The following is an 18,008-nucleotide window of genomic DNA, read 5'->3' on the forward strand; positions in this document are numbered from 1 at the left end:
GGGCAACTGGATCTCGCGCTGGACGTTGTCGATGGTGTTCCAGAACGCCGCGAGGTTGATGCGGGCGATGCCGAACAAGTCCTTCTTCACGCCGATTTCATACGAGTTCTGGACTTCGTCGTTGAACGGGCCGGGATCGACCTGGGTATAGACGTTGCGGAAGTTGTAGCCACCCGAACGGAAGCCCTTCGACCAGAAGCCGTAGACCTGCGTTTCCGGATCGGGCTGCCACTGCATGCCGACGCGCGGGGTCAGGCCCTTCCAGGTGTGCTTGTCGTTGAACGTGTAGTTGCAGGTCTGCGCTTCGTAGTCGCAGCCGGTCGCGGTCAGGTTGGCGACCTTCACCGCCTTGGTCTCGGTGGTGTAGCGCGCGCCCAGGTTCAGCGTCAGCGTGTCGGTGAAGTGCCAGTCGGCCGAACCGAAGATGCCGTAGGTATCCTGGTTCTGGATACCGCCGCCCGACAGGGTGCGGGTGCCGTTCGCCAGCTTACGCTGTTCCTTGTAGTCGATGCGCTGCGTGAAGTAGTACAGGCCGGTGGTCACGTCGACCTTGCCGAAGGTGCCGGCCCAGCGCAGTTCTTCGCTCATCTGCTTCTGGTGCGTGGTGTTGCCCGAGTGGAACGCATAGGACGGCGAGGCGTCGATGTCGTTGAACACGCGCGAGTTGTATTCGCGGTAGGCCATGATGTTGGTGATCTTGCCGTCACCGAACGCGGTATCGATGTTGGTTTCGTTGGAGGCGAAGTGCCAGTAGTTGTGCGCGAAGCCTTCCTCGTCGATGTTCACGTGGAAGCTGTCACGCGGGTAGAGGCCGTGGTTGCTCGCCACCGCGCCGTCGCCGTCGTACTTGCCGTATTCGTAGCGGAACACGGACTCGAACCCGTCGATCGGCGTGAAGCGCAGGGCCGGGCGCACGATGAAGGTGCGGTTCTTGCCGAGGTCGTCGTTGCCGTTGTACTCGTTGTGGTAGTAGCCGGTGTCCTTGTCGTAGTAGACTGCCAGCTTGGCCGAGATCTTGTCCTGCACGATCGGGCCTGTCACGGTGCCGCTGATCTTGTATTCGGGGCCGGACGAGACCGAGGCGCGCACGTCGGCGGAGAAGGTGTCCTTGGGCGTGGTGGTGCGGATCACCATGGCGCCGCCGGTCACGTTGCGGCCGAACAGCAGGCCCTGCGGACCGCGCAGCACTTCGAGGCCCTCGATGTCGAAGTTGCCGAACACGACACCGGCGCTGACGCCAAGGTACACGCCGTCGACGAAGACGCCCACGGTCGGGTCGATCGAGGGGATCGAGGAGTTGATGCCGAGGCCGCGGATCGAGAAGTTGGCATAGCCCGGCGTCGTGCCGACCGCGTTCAACTGCACGTTGGGCATGTTGTAGCTGAGCGACTGCAGCGTGGTGAAGTGCTGCTCTTCAAGTTGCGCGGCGCCGAACGCGGTGACCGCGAAGGGCACGTCCTGCACGTTGGAAGCCTGGCCGCGCTTGGTGGCGGTGACGACGATGGTGTCGAGGGCGCCAGAGTCATTGGCCGAAGAAGAGGCGCTGTCGGCGGCGGCATCCTGCGCCATGGCGGCAGGTGCGATGGCGAACGCCAGCCCCGCGCTGGTCGCGAGCAGGCCGCACTTGATGATCGAGGACATCTTCACTCTTCTTCTCCCACAAACCCGGGCGCTCACTCGCGCCTTGTTATCTGGCCCCGGCGCGATGCGCCTTGTTCTCTCACGTCACGGCGTGCAAGCGGCAGATGCTGCGCAGCATGCTTCGTGACGGGACACTCAAGTCCGCGCTCGGGGCGTTTCGTTCAATCGCAGGGCGGGTCCGGAGGGGAATATCACAAGGCTGATATCCCGGGTGGGGTGGCGGGCGCGTCCGCTTATCACGGATGGGATGGCGGCATATCGCGGATGTGAAATGCGCGGGGGTGTCCGGCCCGACGATACCGGCGCGCAATGCCCCGTGACAAGGCTTCGCCTCGAACGAATGTGAGAGGAAAAGCCGACGTGACGACCTGCGAAGACATCCGGCCCGGAGCGCAAACGGCAACCGGCGGCCTCGACGCGCTGTTCGCGCCGCGCTCGATCGCGCTGGTCGGCGCCTCGGACGATGCCGCGCGGATCGGCGGGCGCCCGCTGCGCTATCTGCGCGCCAGCGGCTATCAGGGCCGCGTCTATCCGGTAAATCCCAAGCGCGAGACGGTACAGGGCGAACAGGCCTGGCCTTCGGTCGCCGCGCTGCCCGAAGTGCCCGACCTCGCGCTCCTCGCCGTGCCCGCCGCCGCCACCCGCGCGGCGGTGGAGGACTGCGTCGCGAAAGGCGTGAAGGCCGCGATCATCTTCGCCGCCGGGTTCGCCGAGATGGGCGAGGAAGGCCGCGAGGAACAGGCGCGCATCGTCGCCATCGCCCGCGCCGGAGGGCTGCGCCTGCTCGGCCCCAACTGCCTCGGCGCGGCGGACAGTTCGATCGGCTACTACGGCACTTTCTCGGTCATGCTCGACGACGGCTTCCTCGAACCCGGCCCGGTGGCGATCGTCTCGCAGAGCGGCGCCTACGGCTCGCACATCGCGCAGCTGGCCCGGGGTCGCGGCCTCGGCATCCGTCACTGGATCACCACCGGCAACGAATGCGACGTCGACATGGCCGAGGCGCTGCGCTGGGTGATCGACCGCGAAGGCGTGAAGGTCGTCATGGCCTATGCCGAGGGCGTGCGGAACCGCGCGGTGTTCTTCGAGGCGCTCGACCTTGCCCGCCGGCGCGGCATCGCGGTGGTACTGCTCAAGGTCGGCCGCTCGGAAGTGGGCGCGCATGCCGTGGGCAGCCATACCGCCGCGCTGGCAGGCTCCGACGGCGTGTTCGACGCAATCTGCCGCCAGTTTGGCGTCCACCGCGCGCGCAGCACGGCGGAACAGCTCGACATCGCCTACGCCGTCGCCCGTGCGGGCCTGCCGGGCGGGAACAAACTGGGCATCTTCTCGATGTCGGGCGGCCTCGGCATCCAGATGGCCGACGACGGCGACGAGGCCGGGCTTGCCGTCACCCCGATGCCTGCCGAGGCGCAGGCGGAACTCAAGGCGCTGCTGCCTTACGCCTCGCCGGTGAACCCGATCGACGCGACCGCGCAGGCTATGACCGACCTGCCGCTGATGACGCGCTATATCCAGGTCGTGCTGGAGCAGGGCGGCTACGACATCTTCGTCGCGATCCTGGGCACCACGCCCGCGCTGCCCAGCTATTCCGCGCGGCTGGCCGAGGCGCTGGAGGCGGCCGGTCCCGGCGGCGCAGGCCTGATCCGCGCCGTCACCATGAGCGCCCCGCCCGAAGTTGTCCGCGCCTATGAGGAACGCGGCTTCCTCGTGTTCGAGGACAGCGTCGCGCTCACCCGCGCGCTCGGCGCGGTGGCGCGCTTCGCCGAGAGCTTTGCGGCTGCGCGCATCGAACGCCCGGCGCTGCCCGCCTTGCCTGCCCCGCTGACCGCGACCGGCACGCTCAGCGAGCGCGCCGCCAAGCAGGTGCTGGCCGAGGCCGGGATGCCGTTCCCCGACGAGCGCCTTGCCGCCACGCCCGACGAGGCAGCGGCAGCGGCCGACGCGATCGGCTATCCCGTGGTGGTCAAGATCTGCTCGCCCGATATCGCCCACAAGACCGAAGTGGGCGGCGTCGTGGTGGGCCTCAAGGACGCCGCCGCCGTGCGCGAGGCAAGCGCGCTGGTGCTCGAACGCGCCCGCACCGCGATGCCGGGTGCCATGATCGAAGGCGTGCTGATCGCGCCGATGATTGCGGGCGGGGTCGAGGTGATCGCGGGCGTCAGCGTCGATGCGACGCTCGGCCCGGTGGTGATGTTCGGCCTCGGCGGCGTGCTGGTGGAAGTGCTGAAGGACGTGACTTTCCGCGCCGTGCCCTTCGATGCCGAGGAGGCGCGCCGCATGATCGCGGAGACCACGGCAGGCAAAGTGCTGCAGGGCGTGCGCGGCGCAGCCCCTCGGATATCGCCGCGCTGGCCGAAAGCCTTGCCGCACTGTCGCGTTTCGCGGCGGCCAATGACGGTCGCCTTGCCGGGGTGGATATCAACCCGCTCAAGGTCATGCCCGAGGGTGAAGGCGTGGTGCCGCTCGACGCACTGGTGCTGCTGCAGTCATGACGCGCCTGCTCGACCGCGAATTCCTCGACTTGTGCCTGCACGACTGGCTCAGGGTCGAGGCGCTTGCCGAGCGCGATATGGTGGACGCCGTGCTCGACCTGTCGGAAACGCTGGCGCGCGAACGCTTCCTCACGCACTTCAAGGCGGGTGACGCGCATGAGCCGCAAGTCGGCCCGCAGGGCGTCACCGTCCACCCCGAAGTGCGCGCGGCCTTGGGCGAATATGCCGAGCTGGGCCTGTTCGGCGCAGGCTTTCCCGAGGAACTGGGCGGCCACGGCCTGCCGTTCGTGGTGAGCTGCGCCAGCTTCGCATGGTTCGCGGCGGCCAACATCGCGACGTCCTCCTTCGCGATGCTGACGGTCGCCAACGCGCGGCTGATCGCGGAGTTCGGCAGTCCCGCACAAGTCGATGCCTTCGCGCGGCCGCAGATCGCGGGCGAGTGGCTGGGGACGATGTGCCTGTCCGAACCGCAGGCCGGGTCCGACCTTGGCGTCGTTCGCACCCGCGCTACGTTCGAGAACGAAGACGATCTCGGCCGCCGCTACCGGCTGGTCGGCTCGAAGATGTGGATCTCGGGCGGCGAGCATGACGTGGGCGGCAACATCGTCCATCTCGTGCTGGCGAAAGTCGCGGGCGCAGACGGCGCGTTGCCCGAGGGGACGGCGGGCCTCTCGCTGTTCATCGTGCCGCGCGTGCTGCCCGATGGCATGCGCAACGACGTCGCGGTGGCGGGGCTCAATCACAAGATGGGCTACCGGGCGATCCCCAACTGCCTGCTGGCGTTCGGCGAGAACGGCGGCGCCACCGGCTGGCTGGTCGGCGCGGAAGGGCAGGGCCTGCGCCAGATGTTCATGATGATGAACGAGGCGCGTATCTCGGTCGGCCTCGGTGCGGCGGCGCTGGCGTGCCGGGGCTATGGCCATGCGCTGACGTACGCGCAGGAGCGGTTGCAAGGGCGCGGGAGCGATGGCGCCTTGGTGCCGATCATCGCGCACGCGGCGGTGCGGCGCATGCTGCTGGCGCAGAAGGCGCTGGCCGAGGGCGCGCTGGCGCTGTGCCTCTACGCCGCGCGGCTGGTCGACGCGGACGATGCCGACAGCGCGGCGCTGCTGGCGCTGCTGACGCCGGTGGTGAAGACGTTCTCGTCCGAAATGGGGCTGGAGGCCAATGCCATGGCGATCCAGGTCCACGGCGGCTACGGCTACACCCGCGACTTCGACGTCGAGCAGGTCTACCGCGACAATCGCCTCAACCCGATCCACGAAGGCACGACCGACATTCAGGCCATCGACCTGCTGGCCCGCAAGCTGCTGAAGGGCGGCGAGGGGCTGGCGGTGCTCAAGGCGCGGATCGCGGCGACGCTGGCTGCGGCGGACGGCTTCGCTGCGGAGACCGAAGCGCTGAGGGCGGCGTGGGCCGAGGTCGATGCCGCACTCGAAATGCTGCGCGGCTCCCAGAGGGCACTGGAGGTGGCGACGCCGTTCCTCTTCGCTTTCGGGCATGCCGTAGTGGGCTGGATCTGGCTCGACCTCGCGCTGGCTGCGCGCGGCAAGGGCGCGCGGATCGAGGCGGGCACGGCAGGGGCACTGCGTTACTTCACCGCCTGCGAACTGCCGCGCGTGGGCGCATGGCTGGCAAGCTGCACGGCTGGGGGCGAGGTGCTGGAGATTGATCCCGGCTGGCTGTGAGCGGAGGCCCTCCTCCCGAAGCTCCGTCACCCTGAACTTGTTTCAGGGTCGATCGTGCCGCCAAGTCGGAGCTGGGATAGTAAGCTGCGATCTCGGCTAGCGACACGACCCTTCGGTTGCGACTGCCCGATGGACCCTGAAACAAGTTCAGGGCGACGGGATAAGTTTCGTCATTGCGAGCGAAGCGAAGCAATCCAGGGCAGTATAACGCCGCCCTGGATTGCTTCGCTGGCAATGACGAGCTGTCAAAGGATCGCGTTCGCCAGTCCGCCGTCCACCGTAATCATCTGCCCCGAAACGAACGCCGAGTCCGCCGAGGCCAGCCACAGCGCCGTCTGCGCGATGTCGTCGGTCTCGCCCAGACGGCCCAGCGGAATGCGCGCCTTGCGCTGCGCCAGTGCCTCGTCATCCAGCATCGAGAGCACGCCTTCGGTCGCCACCGTCGCGGGCGAGATCGCGTTGACGCGGATGCCCTGCGCGCCCAGTTCCACCGAGGCCGCGCGGGTCAGCCCGCCGACGCCCGCCTTGATGCCGCAGTAGAGCAGCGCATTGACCATGCCCTTGAGCGCCGAGACCGAGGCGATGTTGATCATCGAGCCGCCGCCGCGCTGCGCCATGAAGGGCGCCGCAGCCTGCGTCATCCACACGATCCCGTCGAAGCCCACGCCCGACATGCGCGCCAGCGTCTCGGGGGTGATGTCCGCGATCGGCTCGTACTTGTTCCACATCGCGCTGCTGACGGTCACGTCGAGCCCGCCGAGTTCCCCGGCCGTGCGGGCCACTGCCGCCTGCACCGCCACGCGGTCCGATACGTCGCAGCCGATGGCGATGGCGCGGCCGCCCTGCGCGGTGATGCCGTCGACGACGGCCTGCGCCCAATGCTCCTTGAGATCGAGCACGGCGACGGCGGCGCCCTGTGCAGCAAAGAGTTCGGCAATAGCGCGGCCCAGCCCGCGCGAAGCCCCGGTGACGAGCGCGACGCGCCCCGACAGTCGTTGCGACATGATGGTCTCCCTAATGAATGACCGCAGCCTTGGACCGGCCGCCGCGCGCGCCCAAGCGGGCGCCGCCCGGGCCGCCGCCTTATCCCATAGGTGATAGCCGTGGCGCCGCGCCGGAGCCGGGTTGAGGCGTCGTCGCCCTGGTGCTTCGCTGACGCGAACACGAGAACGGGAGAAGACGATGGAGCGGCACGGTGCAAGAGTGGTGCTGGTGACGGGCGCGGCGGCCGGGATCGGCCTTGCCACGGCGCGGCTGTTCGCAGCGCGCAGCGATACCGTGGTGCTCGCCGATCGCGATGCCGGGGCGGTCCGGCGCGCGGCGGCCGAACTCGGCGCGCCGCATCAGGCACTGGTGCTCGACGTCGCCGATGAGGCCGCCGTGGTCGCGGCCGTAGCGGAGATTGCTGCGCAGCATGGCGGGATCGACGTGCTGGTGAACAACGCCGGGATCGTCGATCCGGCAGGCACCTCCGCGCTCGACCTCGATGCCGCAACGGTGGAGCGGCTTTTGCGGGTGAACCTAACCGGCAGCTATCTTCTGGCGCGAGAGGCCGGGCGCGGCATGATCGTGCGAGGCGGCGGCGCGATCGTCAATCTCTCCTCCGGCATCGCGTTGCAGGCGATCGCGGGGCGCACGCCTTATGCGATGTCGAAGGCGGCGATCCTCGGCTTCACCCGCGCGCTGGCCTGCGAGTGGGCGCAGCACGGGGTGCGCGTTAACGCGGTGCTGCCGGGCTACGTCGCGACCGAGATCGTCGAGGCGCTGGTGGCTGAGGGACAGGTGGATCCCGCCACGGTGGCCGCGCGCATCCCGCTGGGCCGCATGGCGCGCCCGGCCGACGTGGCGGAGGCGATCGTATGGGCGGCCGACAACGCTTACGTCACCGGCGGCAGCATCGCGGTGGATGGTGGCTATTCTGCCTATGGCGGCACCGCAGCGGCGGCCACGACAGAGGCGCCCGCAGCGCCGCAGTCTGACCGCCCGGTGGTGGTCATTTCCGGCGGTGCGCGCGGCATCGGTGCGGCCACGGCGGATCGCTTCGCGGCGGACGGCGCGCGGGTAATCGTGCTCGACCGCGAACTTGGCGCGTTGCCCGAAGGGCGCGAGGGGCATGTGCTCGACGTCACCGACGAGGCCGCGCTAGTCGCCATGATCGAAGGCATTGCTGCGCAGCATGGCCGGATCGACGTGCTGGTCAACAACGCCGCCATCGCCGACGATTTCCAGCCTACCGCCAAACAGACGCTGGCCGCCTTCGAGCATGGCCTCGCGATCAACCTCGTCGCGCCGCTGCGGCTGGCGGTAGCGGCGGCGCGTGTGATGCGGGGACAGGGCGGCGGCGCCATCGTCAACCTATCCTCGATCGCGGCGCGCGGGGGACTGCCCCGCCGCAACAGCTACTGCGCAGCCAAGGCGGGGGTGGAGGCGATGACGCGCCAGCTCGCGTGCGAATGGGCGCAGCATGGGGTCCGGGTGAATGCCGTCGCGCCCGGCTATATTGCCACTCCCGGCGTCATGGCGCTGGAGGCCAAGGGCAAGCGCTCGCTAAGCGGAATCCGGCGGCGTATTCCGCTGGGGCGGCTCGGGCGGCCGGAGGAGATCGCCGACGCCATCGCTTTCCTCGCCTCGCCTCGTGCGGGCTACATGACGGGGACGGTGGTGCCGGTGGACGGGGGCTGGTCCGCCTTCGGTGACGCGGGCGATGCTGCGGATGTGGATTGAGGCGCATCGCATATGGGATTCTCCCGCGCGCGAGGCTCCGATGCGCGACGGAAGGGCCGCAGTTGCGGCTAGATGGTCGCCAAACCTGAGGATGCCGAAATGACGATCAGACTCGAAGTGGCCGACTATGTCGCCGTGGTCACGATGGACAATGCCCCCGTCAATGCGCAGTCGATGGAGATGATCCACGGCCTCGCCGATGCCTTCGACGAGATCAGCGACCGCGACGACGTGCGCGTGGCGGTGCTGACCGGCGCGGGCAAGTGCTTCTCCGCCGGTGCAGACCTCAAGAACCGGCCCGACGTCTCCGCCCCCGGCGCTACCTGGAAGCGCAACCGTGCGGTGCGCGAGATCCAGCTATGCCATCATCGAGTGCAACAAGCCGGTGATCGCGGCGGTCAACGGCCCGGCGCTCGGCGGCGGGCTGGGGCTGGCAGCGAGCTGCGACATCATCGTCGCTTCCGAGACCGCCGTGTTCGGGCTGCCCGAGGTGGACGTGGGCCTGATGGGTGGCGGCAAGCACGCCGCGCGGATCCTGCCGCATTCGATGGTGCGCCGCATGATGCTGACCGGCTGGCGCGCGCCTGCGGCGGAACTCTATCGCCGCGGCGTGATCGAAGCCTGCCTTCCGGTCGAGGAACTGATGCCCTGGGTCATGGAGATGGCCCGCAGCATCGCCTCCAAGAGCCCGATGGCGACGCGGCTCGCCAAGGATTCCATGCGCACGATCGAGAACATGACCCTGCGCGACGGCTACCGCTACGAGCAGAACAACACCAACGCGCTGTCGAAGACCGAGGATTCGAAGGAAGCCATCGCCGCCTTCAAGGAAAAGCGCGCGCCGGTCTTCCAGGGCCGTTGATCGCGGCTATAGCGCTAGAATAACGGGTCGGGAGAAGAACATGGCAACCACGATGCAACCGGCGAGTGCGCCTGCCTCCTCTCGCGAGGTGGGCGGTTACGACTGGTACGTCGTCGCCATTCTCTTCTCCGTTTCGGTGCTGGGCTACATCGACCGCGTGATCCTCAGCTTCCTGGTGGAAGCGATCAAGGGCGATCTTGCGCTCAACGACGCCGAGATCGGCGCGGTGACGGGCATGGCCTTCGCGGTGCTCTATGTGTTCGGCGGGGTGTTCATCGGCCGCATGCTCGACAAGGGGCGGCGGGTGACGATCCTGGCCGCCTGCATCCTCGTATGGTCGATCGCCACGGCGGCGAGCGGGTTCGCCACCGGCTTCGTGACGCTGTTCCTGGCGCGCATGTTCGTGGGCGTGGGCGAGGCGGGGCTGAACCCGGCGGCGATCGGCATCATCTCCAGCCGCTTCCCGCAGGACAAGGTGCAGAAGCCGATCGGGTTGTTCACCACCGGCCTCTACGTCGGCGGCGGCATGGCGATGATGCTGGGCGCGCACCTGCTGGGCAAGTTCAGCGCGGGCGGCCCCTACGACCTGCCGCTGATCGACACCGCAGAGCCGTGGCGCGTCGTCTTCCTGCTGCTCGCGGTGCCGGGCCTGCTGGTGGCGCTGCTGGTGCAGACCACGGTGCGCGATCACAGTGCCGCGCAGCGCGCCGCCGCTGCGCCTGCCAAGGGCGAGGCGCTGGCCTTTGCGCGCGAGAACCGCACGCTGATAACGCTGCTGGCGCTGGGCATCGTCTCGTGGTCGATGAACAATTACGGGCTGCTCAACTGGTATCCGGCGATGCTGATGCGCTCCTACGCGATGACACCCGCGCTGGTGGCGACGAGCTATGGCCCGGCGTTCCTGCTGGCCGGGATCGCCGGGTGCCTTGCGGTTCATCCCTACCATGCATGGCTGCGCAAGCGTTTCGGCGGCAAGGCGGCGTACTGGCTGACCTTCACCTCGATGGCGGTGCTGAGCGTGACCACAATCCTCGGCCCGATCGTGCCGACGGTGGGCCTGGCGGTGTTCATGTCCTACGCGAACCTGTTCGTGAGTTCGATGTCGGTCGCCTCGATCTTCGTGCTGATCGTCGCGGTGGTGCCGCCGACGCTGCGCGGGCTTTACACTGGGCTCTACATGGCGCTGGTGAACCTGACGGGCGGGGCCTTCGGCTCGGTGCTGGTGGGGCTGATGACCGACCACGTCTACGGCGCCAAGGGCCTGAACCTGGCGCTTACGACGATGGCGGTGGTGTTCGGCCCGCTGGGCGCGGGGCTTATGTATGCGGCGCTGAAGCGGGCGCCGGAGCGGGGTGATTCCGCCTACGAAGCCTTCGGACCATTGATCGTGGTTCAGCACGTAGCGATCAATTTGCCAGCCCTCGGGGTGATCTACAAACCCCGGCTGACCTGACAGTCGTTCCGTCGCCGCCTTTGCGTCGCTCTCTGTGCGATATGCCCCGATCAGCTTCGCATCGTCGCCATACTCATCGTCAGCGCGGACATGGTGAAGGATGAAGACTGCTTCCATCGCATCGATATGCGCCGCTGCGCAAACGACCGCAACGGGGCGCTTAAGGTTGGTCCGGATTCCGGGGCGATAGGCTGGTTTACGCACGTAAAGCTAGGTCCGGTCGCGTCGTTTCCAAGCTGTGGAGACGGTGGTGCACAGCGGCCCTACAAAAAATTCCCACACGACAAGGCCAGACCCAACGGTTGTAGCGCCCAATGCGCCACGCATCGCCCAGCGCTGGGCTTCATCGGAAATTGAGAAGAGCCAGCATCCGCACCATAAAAGTAGGGGCAGTGCAATCCAAGGAATTAGCTGCGTTCGCATTTCATTGATCAGCGCTAGGCCGTCGAGTGGAAACGCCTTTCTGGCCAGATAAACTCGGTAGCGGGTCATCATCATCGCCCACTCTTCTCACAACCATTGCACGTCTGCAAAGGGGCGCTTTTTGACGTAACATCGCACGCATTCGTGGCGCTGCAACACCTCCCGATCAAACTTCAGCCAATCCCCTCCAGCACCGCCCGCCACGCCTCGGGCAGCGGTGTCGGGCGGCGGCTGTCGCGGTCGACGTAGACGTGGGTGAAGTGCCCCTCCGCCGCCGGTTCCTCGGCCCCCTCGACGAAGATGCCGAGGTGGTAGGTCACGCTGCTCGAACCGAGCCGCGCCACTTTCAGGCCGACTTCGACCTTCTGCGGGAACTCCACTGAGGCGGCGTAGCGGCAGCCGGTCTCCACCACGAGGCCGATCGGGTTGCCGTTCTCGATGTCGAGCAGGCCGACCTCGATCAGCCAGGAATTCACGGCGGTGTCGAACCACGAATAGTAGACCACGTTGTTGACGTGTCCGTAGACGTCGTTGTCGTGCCAGCGGGTGCTGATCGGGGTGAAGTGGCGGTAGGCGTCACGCGGGCGCAGGGGTTCACGGCTCAAAGGGCGGCCTCGTAGAGTTTGCGCGCGTCATCCAGCGTGATCGGGCGCGGGTTGTTCCTGAGCAGGCGTTCCTGCAGCATCGCGTCGGCGGCGAGCTGGTCGATGTCTTCGGCGCTCACGCCCACGGCCGCCAGCTGCGCGGGCATCCCGGCCTTTGCGGCCATGTCGCGCAGCGCTTCGAGCAGGCCCTGTGCCTGCGCCTGCTGGCCGAGGCCCTCCAGCGCCGGATCGACCAGTGGGCCAAGCTCGGCATAGAGCGGCATCGCCGTGCTCATGTTGAAGCCCAGCACATGCGGCAGCATCAGCACGTTGGAGAGGCCGTGCGGCACATGGAAGCGCCCGCCGAGCGGATAGGCGAGGGCGTGGACCCCTGCGACCGGGGCGTTGGAGAACGCCACCCCCGCCAGATGCGCGCCCAGCAGCATCGCCTCGCGCGCGGCCACGTTGCCCGGCTCCTCGCAGGCGGGGAGCAGGTTGGCGGCGAGCAGGCGCAGCGCTTCGCGGGCGAGCAGGTCGGACATCGGGTTCTTGAGATGCGCCGAGGTATAGGCCTCGATCGCGTGGACCATCGCGTCCATGCCGGTGGCGGCGGTGACGGGGCGCGGCAGGCCGAGCGTCAGCGCCGGGTCGAGCACCGCATGCCCGGCGACCAGCGCGGCCGAGGATACGCCGCGCTTCTCGTCCCCGGAAGCGTGATGATCGAGACGGGGGTGGCTTCCGAGCCGGTGCCCGCTGTCGTCGGCACCAGCACCAGCGGCAGGCCCTTGGCGCGCGCATTGCCGACGCCCCAGATCGTGTCGAGATCGTCGCCCGAGCCGAGCAGGTAGGCGGCCAGCTTGGCGACGTCCATCGGGCTACCGCCGCCGAAGCCGACGACGCTTGCCGCGCCGCATTCGCGGCCGCGCGCGACCACGGCCTCCAGCGTGGCGCGCGAGGGATCGGCCTCGACTTCGGAGAAGATCGTCACGTCCCGGCCCGAGGCGGCCAGCGCCGCCAGCGCGCTCCCGGCAAGGCCGAGCTTCACGATCATCGCATCGGTGACGAACAGCACCGGGCCTTCCGGCAGCAGCTCGGCGATGCGATCCGCGCTGCCCGCGCCGCTGACGAGGCGCGGGCCATAGGAGAAGGCGAAGCTGCCCGTCATGCGACCGGCTCGGCCTGCGGCGTGCGCAGCAGCGGGGCGATGGTAAAACCTTCGGGCATGCGGTCCATGTAGTACTCCAGTCCGGCGACGATCTTGGCGAAGCCTTCGCGCTCGCCCCAGAACATCGGGCCGCCGGTCCAGCGCGGCCAGCCATAGCCGTAGAGCCATACCACGTCGATGTCGGACGAACGCTGCGCGATGCCTTCCTCGAGGATCAGCGCACCTTCGTTGACCATCGTGTAGAGCGTGCGCGCGACGATCTCCTCGTTCGAGATTGCGCGCGGGGTGATGCCTTCACGCTCGCGGAATTCCTCGATCAGCGCGGCGACGACGGGGGAGGTGCTGCGCTTGCGGTTTGCGTCGTAGTCGTAGAAGCCGGCCTTCGTCTTCTGGCCCCAGCGGCCCTGCGCGCACAATGCGTCCTTGAGGTTGTCGATGCGCGTCTCGTCGCGGTGCCAGCCGATATCCACGCCCGCGAGGTCGGTCATCTGGAACGGCCCCATCGGCATGCCGAAATCGGTGTGGACCTTGTCCACCTGCTCGGGGCTGGCGCCTTCCATGACGAGGGCAAGGGCGTTGTCCTGACGCGGGATCAGCATGCGGTTGCCGATGAAGCCGTAGCACACGCCCGCGACCACCGGCACCTTGCCGATCCTCTGGCCGAGCGCCATCACGGTGGCGAGCACGTCCGGCGCGGTCTTGGCGCCGCGCACGACCTCGACCAGCTTCATGACGTTGGCGGGCGAGAAGAAGTGCATGCCCAGCACGTCCTCGGGCCGCGAGGTGCAGGCGGCGATCGCGTCCACGTCGAGGTACGAGGTGTTCGAGGCGAGGATCGCGCCGGGCTTGGCCACCGCGTCGAGGCGGCCGAAGACCTGCTTCTTGACCTCCATGTTTTCGTAGACCGCCTCGATCACGAGGTCGCATTCGCCCAGGGCGCCGAATTCGAGCGTGGGCGTCAGCAGCGCCATCGCGGCCTCGACCTGATCGGTGGTGAGGCGGCCCTTGGCGGCGGTGGCTTCGTAGTTGCTGCGGATCAGCGCGGCACCGCGTTCCAGCGCCTCGGCATTGGTCTCGACCATGGTGACGGGCAAGCCCGCCGAGAGGAAGTTCATGGCGATGCCGCCGCCCATCGTACCCGCACCGATGATGCCGACGCGCGCGATGTCGCGCCGGGCGATGTCCTTGGGCAGATCGTCCACCTTGGCGGCGGCGCGCTCGGCGAAGAAGGCGTGGCGCAGGGCCTGGGACTGCTCACCCGCGACGAGTTCGAGGAACAGGCGGCGCTCCACCGCCATGCCTTCCGCGATTGGAAGGGTAGCGGCGGCCTTCACCGCCTCGACGCAGGCGATGGGTGCGGTGAAGCCCTTGAACAGGCGCGGGTTGGCGGCGGCGAAGGCATCCGCAGCGGCGGCATCGCCCAAGACGGCGCGCTCGCCGGTCGGGCGTGCAGGACTGTCGGCGAAGCTGGCGGCAGCGGCGTGCAGGTCTTCGGCATTCTCGACGACTTTGTCGACGAGGCCGCTGGCGAGCGCCTTGGCGGCGGGCACCGGATCGCCCGAGACGATCAGCTTCAGCGCCGCCTCGACGCCGATGAGACGCGGCAGGCGCTGCGTTCCGCCTGCGCCGGGCAGGATGCCGAGCTTCACTTCGGGCAGGCCGAGCTTGGCCGAGGCCAGTGCGACGCGGTAGTGGCAGGCGAGCGCGACTTCGAGGCCGCCGCCGAGCGCGGTGCCGTTGATGGCGGCGATCACCGGCTTGGGGCAGGCCTCGATCGCGGCGAGGACGTCGGGCAGCTGCGGATCGGCGAGCGGCTTGCCGAATTCGGAAATGTCCGCGCCTGCGCTGAACAGCCTGCCGCTGCCGGTGACGATGACGGCGCCGACGGCGATGTCGTCGGCGGCCTTGGCGATGGCCTGTGCCAGCCCGCTGCGCAACGCCGCGCCCAGCGCGTTGACCGGGGGATTATCGAGGGTGATCGTCAGGATCGGGCCGGTCTGTTCGGTACGGATCATTGTGGGCTCCATGGAAGAGGGATACGCGGGCGGTCAGCCGGCGTTGAAGATGGGCGCGCGCTTGTCACGGAAGGCGGCGACGGCATCGCGGTGGTCGCGGGTCTGGCCGAGCAGCGGCTGCATGGCCGCCTCGAAGTCGAGGAAGCTTTCAAAGCTCATCGCGGGCGCAGCGGCGAACTGGCGCTTGGCGAGGTGGAGCGCGGTGGCCGGGCCGTCCGCGATCATCCGCGCCAGTTCCATCGCGCGCGGCAGCAGCGCCTCGGGGGCGAGAACTTCCATCGCGAGGCCGAGTTCGAGTGCTTCGGGCGCGTGGACCTCGCGGCCGGAATAGACGATCTCCTTCGCGCGCATCGGGTTGATGGTACGCAGGAAATGCCAGGCGAGCCCGGCGTCGGGGGCGTAGCCGATGCGGCGGAAGGTGGCGGCGAAGCGAACCCGATCGCTGGCGAGCACGATGTCGCTGGCGAGCGCAAAGCCCCATGCGGCGCCGATGCACACCCCGTCCACCGCCGCGATGACCGGCGCGGGGAAGCGGGCGACGGCGCGGGCCATGGCGTGAAGCTGGCGCATGCGGCGCAGGAAGTCGTCGGGGGTGGTCTCGCCCATCTCGCCGATGTCCGCGCCCGAGCAGAACGCGCCGCCGGTGCCGGTCAGCACCACCGCGCGCACCCCGGGGTCGGCTTCGAGATCGGCGAAGGCGGCGATGAACTCCCCGCGCATCGCCATGGTGAAGGCGTTCTTCGCGGCGGGCCGGTCGAAGGCGACGACGGCGACGGCGCCGTCACGGGTTACGGTGATGGTCATGGACGAGGCTTAGGCCCGTCGCCCTTCGGGCGGGGAGGCCCGGCGCACTGGCCGGGCCATATTCACGGATATGATGGTGTCCTCCCTCCTTTCGTCATTGCGAGCAAAGCGAAGCAATCCATGGCGGCGCAAACGGCCCTGGATTGCTTCGCTGCGCTCGCAATGACGAGGGTGTGGTTCAGGGCTTCGGCGTCACCAGTCCGAACGTGCCTTTGGGCGCCTCCACCAGCGCGAGGAAGGCGCTCAGGCGCTGCGCGGTATCGGCGGGCAGGGCGCTTTCCTGCGGCTTCTTCGTGATCGCCGCGATGAGCTGCGCGCGCGTCAGTTCCAGCTTCTGCGCGGAAGCCTTGCCGATAGGCTGATGGATCAGCACGCCATTTCGGATTTCCACGTGCTCCGCGACGCCATCCAGTACGAGGTCGAAGGCCATCGGCGCCGCCAGCGCCCGCTCGGGCACGAGGCGCACCGCCAGCAGGTCGAGGATGTCCGAAAGCGGCATCGCCGGGATCGCGCCCGCGACCGAGATCGAAACCGCCGGTCTTCACGCCCTCGCGCAATTCCTTCGCACCGGTGAGGAAGGCATTGCGCCACATCGAGCTGGTCGCCTGATAGCCCTGCTGTTCGAGGCTGTCGGCCAGCGCCAGCTTGGCTGCGTGGTTGTCCGGCTGCGCGAAGACGAGGCGCGAGAGCAGTTCCGAGGCCCAGCGGTAATCGCCCGCCGCCACCGCCTTTTGGCCCAGCGCCAGCACCGCCTCCGGTCCGCCCATCGCCTCGACGTACTTCGTCGCCACGGCTTCGGGCGGTAGCGGGTTGAGGTTCGCCGGGTTGCCGTCGTACCAACCGAGATAGCGCTGGTAGACCGCCTTGGCGTCATGGCTGAGCGTGCCGTAGTAGCCCTGGTTGAACCAGCGGTCGGCCAGCGGCTTCGGCAGCTTGAGGTTCTCGGCGATCTCCTCGCCGGTCATCCCTTCGTTCATCATCCGCACCGACTGGTCGTGCAGGTACTTGTACATGTCCCGGTGCGCGCCGAGGTAGTCGAGGATCTTCGCATTGCCCCAGTGCGGCCAGAAGTGCGAGGTGATGAGCGTGTCCGTCCGGTCGCCATAAAGCGCGATGGACTTGGTCAGATCGTCTGCCCAGGCCTTCGCATCGCGCACTTGCGCGCCGCGCAGGGTCAGGATGTTGTGCAGCGAGGAGTTGGCGTTCTCGGCCATGTCGAGCACGCGCAGCTGCGGCATGAAGATCGCCATTTCGGCGGGCGCCTCGGTATCGGGCATGTACTGGAATTCGAGATCGACGCCATCGATGGTCATCGTCTCGCCGGTCTTCGTGACTTCGTGCGTGGGCGGCAGCATGTGGACCGCGCCAGTTGCATTGCCGAGGCGGTTGAAGGCCGGGCCGATGCCGTCGCTGATGTCCGCCTTGGGACCGGTGCCGATGAGGTGGCCGAAGGCATAGATCGCGCGGCGGCTCATGGCGGGACCGGCGATCACGTTCTCCGAGATCGCTTCCTTGAGGAAGCCGCCCGGCGCCACGATCGGCACCTTGCGCGCGGCGGCCTCTTCCGGGCTGATGACGCCCGCCGCGCCGCCGAAGTGGTCGATGTGCGAATGGGTGTAGATCACGCCCATCACAGGCTTGTCGCCCAGCTTGGCGCGGACGAGGTCCATCGCCGCCTTCGCGCTCTCCACCGTGGTCAGGGTGTCGATGACGATGTAGCCGGTCTTGCCGAGCACGACCGTCAGGTTCGCCAGCTCGATCCCGCGCACCTGATAGACGCGGTCGGTCACCTTGAAGAGCCCGGATTGCGACAACAGCTGCGCATTGCGCCAGAGGCTGGGGTTCACGGTATCGGGCCGCTTGCCCTTGAAGATGTCGAGTTCCTTGAGGTCGCGGATGCGCTTGCCGTCGGGCTTTGTGATTTCGCTGCCGGGAATGCCTGCGACGAAGCCGCGCGTGGCGAGGTCGAAGTCCTCCTTGTCGTTCCACGGCAGGCTGGCGGTGGTCTCCTCGAAGTAGCGCAGCGTCGCGGCCGAGGCGGGTTTCTGCGCGCTATCCGCATCCTGGGCGGCGACATGGCCGCCCGCGCCGAGGGCTAGGAGCGAGACGGCGGCGATTGCCGCTGCGAAGCGTGGGCGATGGGCCATGGACATC

Annotated in this window: 10 protein-coding genes and 2 pseudogenes (1 of these 12 cut by a window edge); 5 read left to right on the forward strand and 7 right to left on the reverse strand. The window is 68.1% G+C overall.

The annotated features are described in order from the left end of the window. Positions 1–1,641: the 5' portion of a TonB-dependent receptor gene (locus KZO24_RS24480; protein WP_271184013.1), read on the reverse strand. Its footprint begins 531 nt before the window's first position; the window shows 1,641 of its 2,172 coding nt (coding positions 1–1,641); the start codon lies at positions 1,639–1,641; the stop codon falls past the left edge of the window. A 360-nt stretch (positions 1,642–2,001) separates the two neighbouring features. Between KZO24_RS24480 and KZO24_RS24485 the strand changes: the two genes are divergently transcribed. Both KZO24_RS24485 and KZO24_RS24490 read left to right on the forward strand, forming a co-directional pair. After that, entirely contained in the window at positions 2,002–4,287 is a 2,286-nt protein-coding gene (locus KZO24_RS24485; protein ID WP_486487361.1) for an acetate--CoA ligase family protein, read from the forward strand. Then, the gene (locus KZO24_RS24490) at positions 4,172–5,824 is read left to right on the forward strand and encodes an acyl-CoA dehydrogenase family protein (protein WP_486487763.1); all 1,653 of its coding nucleotides are present in this window, start codon (positions 4,172–4,174) and stop codon (positions 5,822–5,824) included. The genes KZO24_RS24485 and KZO24_RS24490 overlap by 116 nt, the downstream gene beginning before the upstream one ends. 245 nt (positions 5,825–6,069) lie before the next feature. Here the strand turns inward: KZO24_RS24490 and KZO24_RS24495 are convergent, their stop codons facing one another. Continuing rightward, positions 6,070–6,828 (reverse strand): SDR family NAD(P)-dependent oxidoreductase, encoded by a 759-nt coding sequence (locus tag KZO24_RS24495; protein ID WP_271183680.1) that lies wholly within the window; start codon positions 6,826–6,828, stop codon positions 6,070–6,072. 178 nt (positions 6,829–7,006) lie between these two features. Here KZO24_RS24495 and KZO24_RS24500 point away from each other — a divergent pair, with 178 nt between their 5' ends. The 3 genes and pseudogenes from KZO24_RS24500 to KZO24_RS24510 all read left to right on the forward strand — a co-directional run bounded on the left by KZO24_RS24500 (position 7,007) and on the right by KZO24_RS24510 (position 10,863). Then, positions 7,007–8,548 carry an SDR family oxidoreductase gene (locus KZO24_RS24500; RefSeq protein ID WP_271183681.1) on the forward strand — a complete coding sequence of 514 codons (1,542 nt, stop codon included), beginning with the start codon at positions 7,007–7,009 and terminating at the stop codon, positions 8,546–8,548. Between the two features lie 99 nt (positions 8,549–8,647). Next, positions 8,648–9,410: pseudogene (locus KZO24_RS24505) on the forward strand (enoyl-CoA hydratase/isomerase family protein). 40 nt (positions 9,411–9,450) lie between these two features. Next, positions 9,451–10,863, forward strand: a complete 1,413-nt coding sequence (locus KZO24_RS24510) for an MFS transporter (protein ID WP_486487362.1) — start codon at positions 9,451–9,453, stop codon at positions 10,861–10,863. Positions 10,864–11,459: 596 nt separating this feature from the next. On the opposite strand, the gene KZO24_RS24515 is transcribed toward KZO24_RS24510, so the two are convergent. The 5 genes and pseudogenes from KZO24_RS24515 to KZO24_RS24535 all read right to left on the reverse strand — a co-directional run bounded on the left by KZO24_RS24515 (position 11,460) and on the right by KZO24_RS24535 (position 18,001). Next, entirely contained in the window at positions 11,460–11,891 is a 432-nt protein-coding gene (locus KZO24_RS24515; RefSeq protein ID WP_271183685.1) for an acyl-CoA thioesterase, read from the reverse strand. Next, positions 11,888–13,035, reverse strand: a pseudogene (locus tag KZO24_RS24520) (iron-containing alcohol dehydrogenase). Before KZO24_RS24520 ends, KZO24_RS24515 begins: the two are co-directional and overlap by 4 nt. Beyond that, the gene (locus KZO24_RS24525; RefSeq protein ID WP_271183687.1) at positions 13,032–15,050 is read right to left on the reverse strand and encodes a 3-hydroxyacyl-CoA dehydrogenase NAD-binding domain-containing protein; all 2,019 of its coding nucleotides are present in this window, start codon (positions 15,048–15,050) and stop codon (positions 13,032–13,034) included. The pseudogene KZO24_RS24520 and the gene KZO24_RS24525 overlap by 4 nt, the downstream one beginning before the upstream one ends. 33 nt (positions 15,051–15,083) lie before the next feature. Further along, the gene (locus tag KZO24_RS24530) at positions 15,084–15,854 is read right to left on the reverse strand and encodes an enoyl-CoA hydratase/isomerase family protein (protein ID WP_271183688.1); all 771 of its coding nucleotides are present in this window, start codon (positions 15,852–15,854) and stop codon (positions 15,084–15,086) included. 62 nt (positions 15,855–15,916) lie between these two features. Then, on the reverse strand, positions 15,917–18,001 hold the full coding sequence (locus tag KZO24_RS24535; protein ID WP_486487363.1) for an alkyl/aryl-sulfatase: 2,085 nt from the start codon (positions 17,999–18,001) through the stop codon (positions 15,917–15,919). Between the last annotated feature and the right edge of the window lie 7 nt (positions 18,002–18,008).

This window comes from Novosphingobium sp. NFX11 (assembly GCF_057376415.1).

Bases quoted from the DNA above. Each gene is read 5' to 3' on its own strand.
- KZO24_RS24535 (WP_486487363.1), bottom strand. From the start codon at position 18,001: ATGGCCCATCGCCCACGCTTCGCAGCGGCAATCGCCGCCGTCTCGCTC.
- KZO24_RS24500 (WP_271183681.1), top strand. From the start codon at position 7,007: ATGGAGCGGCACGGTGCAAGAGTGGTGCTGGTGACGGGCGCGGCGGCC.
- KZO24_RS24525 (WP_271183687.1), bottom strand. From the start codon at position 15,050: ATGATCCGTACCGAACAGACCGGCCCGATCCTGACGATCACCCTCGAT.
- KZO24_RS24495 (WP_271183680.1), bottom strand. From the start codon at position 6,828: ATGTCGCAACGACTGTCGGGGCGCGTCGCGCTCGTCACCGGGGCTTCG.
- KZO24_RS24530 (WP_271183688.1), bottom strand. From the start codon at position 15,854: ATGACCATCACCGTAACCCGTGACGGCGCCGTCGCCGTCGTCGCCTTC.
- KZO24_RS24510 (WP_486487362.1), top strand. From the start codon at position 9,451: ATGGCAACCACGATGCAACCGGCGAGTGCGCCTGCCTCCTCTCGCGAG.